Genomic DNA, 445 nt, shown 5'->3' with positions numbered 1-445 from the left:
GGTCCATCTGCTTTAAATAACCGGTGAATCTGGTATTTGTGTTGTTTTTCCTGATTTTATCCTGAAGCAGGTTTCTGACTCGTTCCATCTCAGCCAGGGCTCCGGGCTCCAGCTCCCGGATTCGGGCCATAACCGTAAAAATTTCCTGCCCTTCCGAAAAAAGTGCCTGCTCCTCTTCACTTAGCTTCCTGAAATCCCAACTGTTTTTTGAAATCTCAAAGAGCCGTTCTCCCTCCTCCGAAAAGTTCTTCATTGCCTTCAGCCGCTCATCAATCCCGTCTATCTCTTCGATCAGCCACTGTCTTGCAGCAATTCCGGCCTCAAACTCTTCCGCCTCTCTGCACTCCTGTGAGGCAATCCGGCGTGTCTCCTCCTCATACTGAAGAAAGCAGGCTTTCTTCTCATGGAGATGATTGATGAGATGCGGAAACTGCTCCATGAGAAG

The 445-nt window shown here is 49.0% G+C and carries 1 protein-coding gene; it reads right to left on the bottom strand.

The features are described from left to right. Nucleotides 1-439: hypothetical protein (locus tag NE473_RS30235; RefSeq protein ID WP_256265562.1), on the bottom strand; the 439-nt coding region annotated here is incomplete at its 3' end. Nucleotides 440-445 lie beyond the last annotated feature (6 nt).

Source organism: Hungatella sp. SL.1.14 (genome assembly GCF_024460495.1).
Lineage (GTDB): Bacteria > Bacillota > Clostridia > Lachnospirales > Lachnospiraceae > Hungatella > Hungatella hathewayi.
Note: the sequence above shows the minus strand (reverse complement) of the source record. Positions and strands in the feature narration are given on the sequence as shown.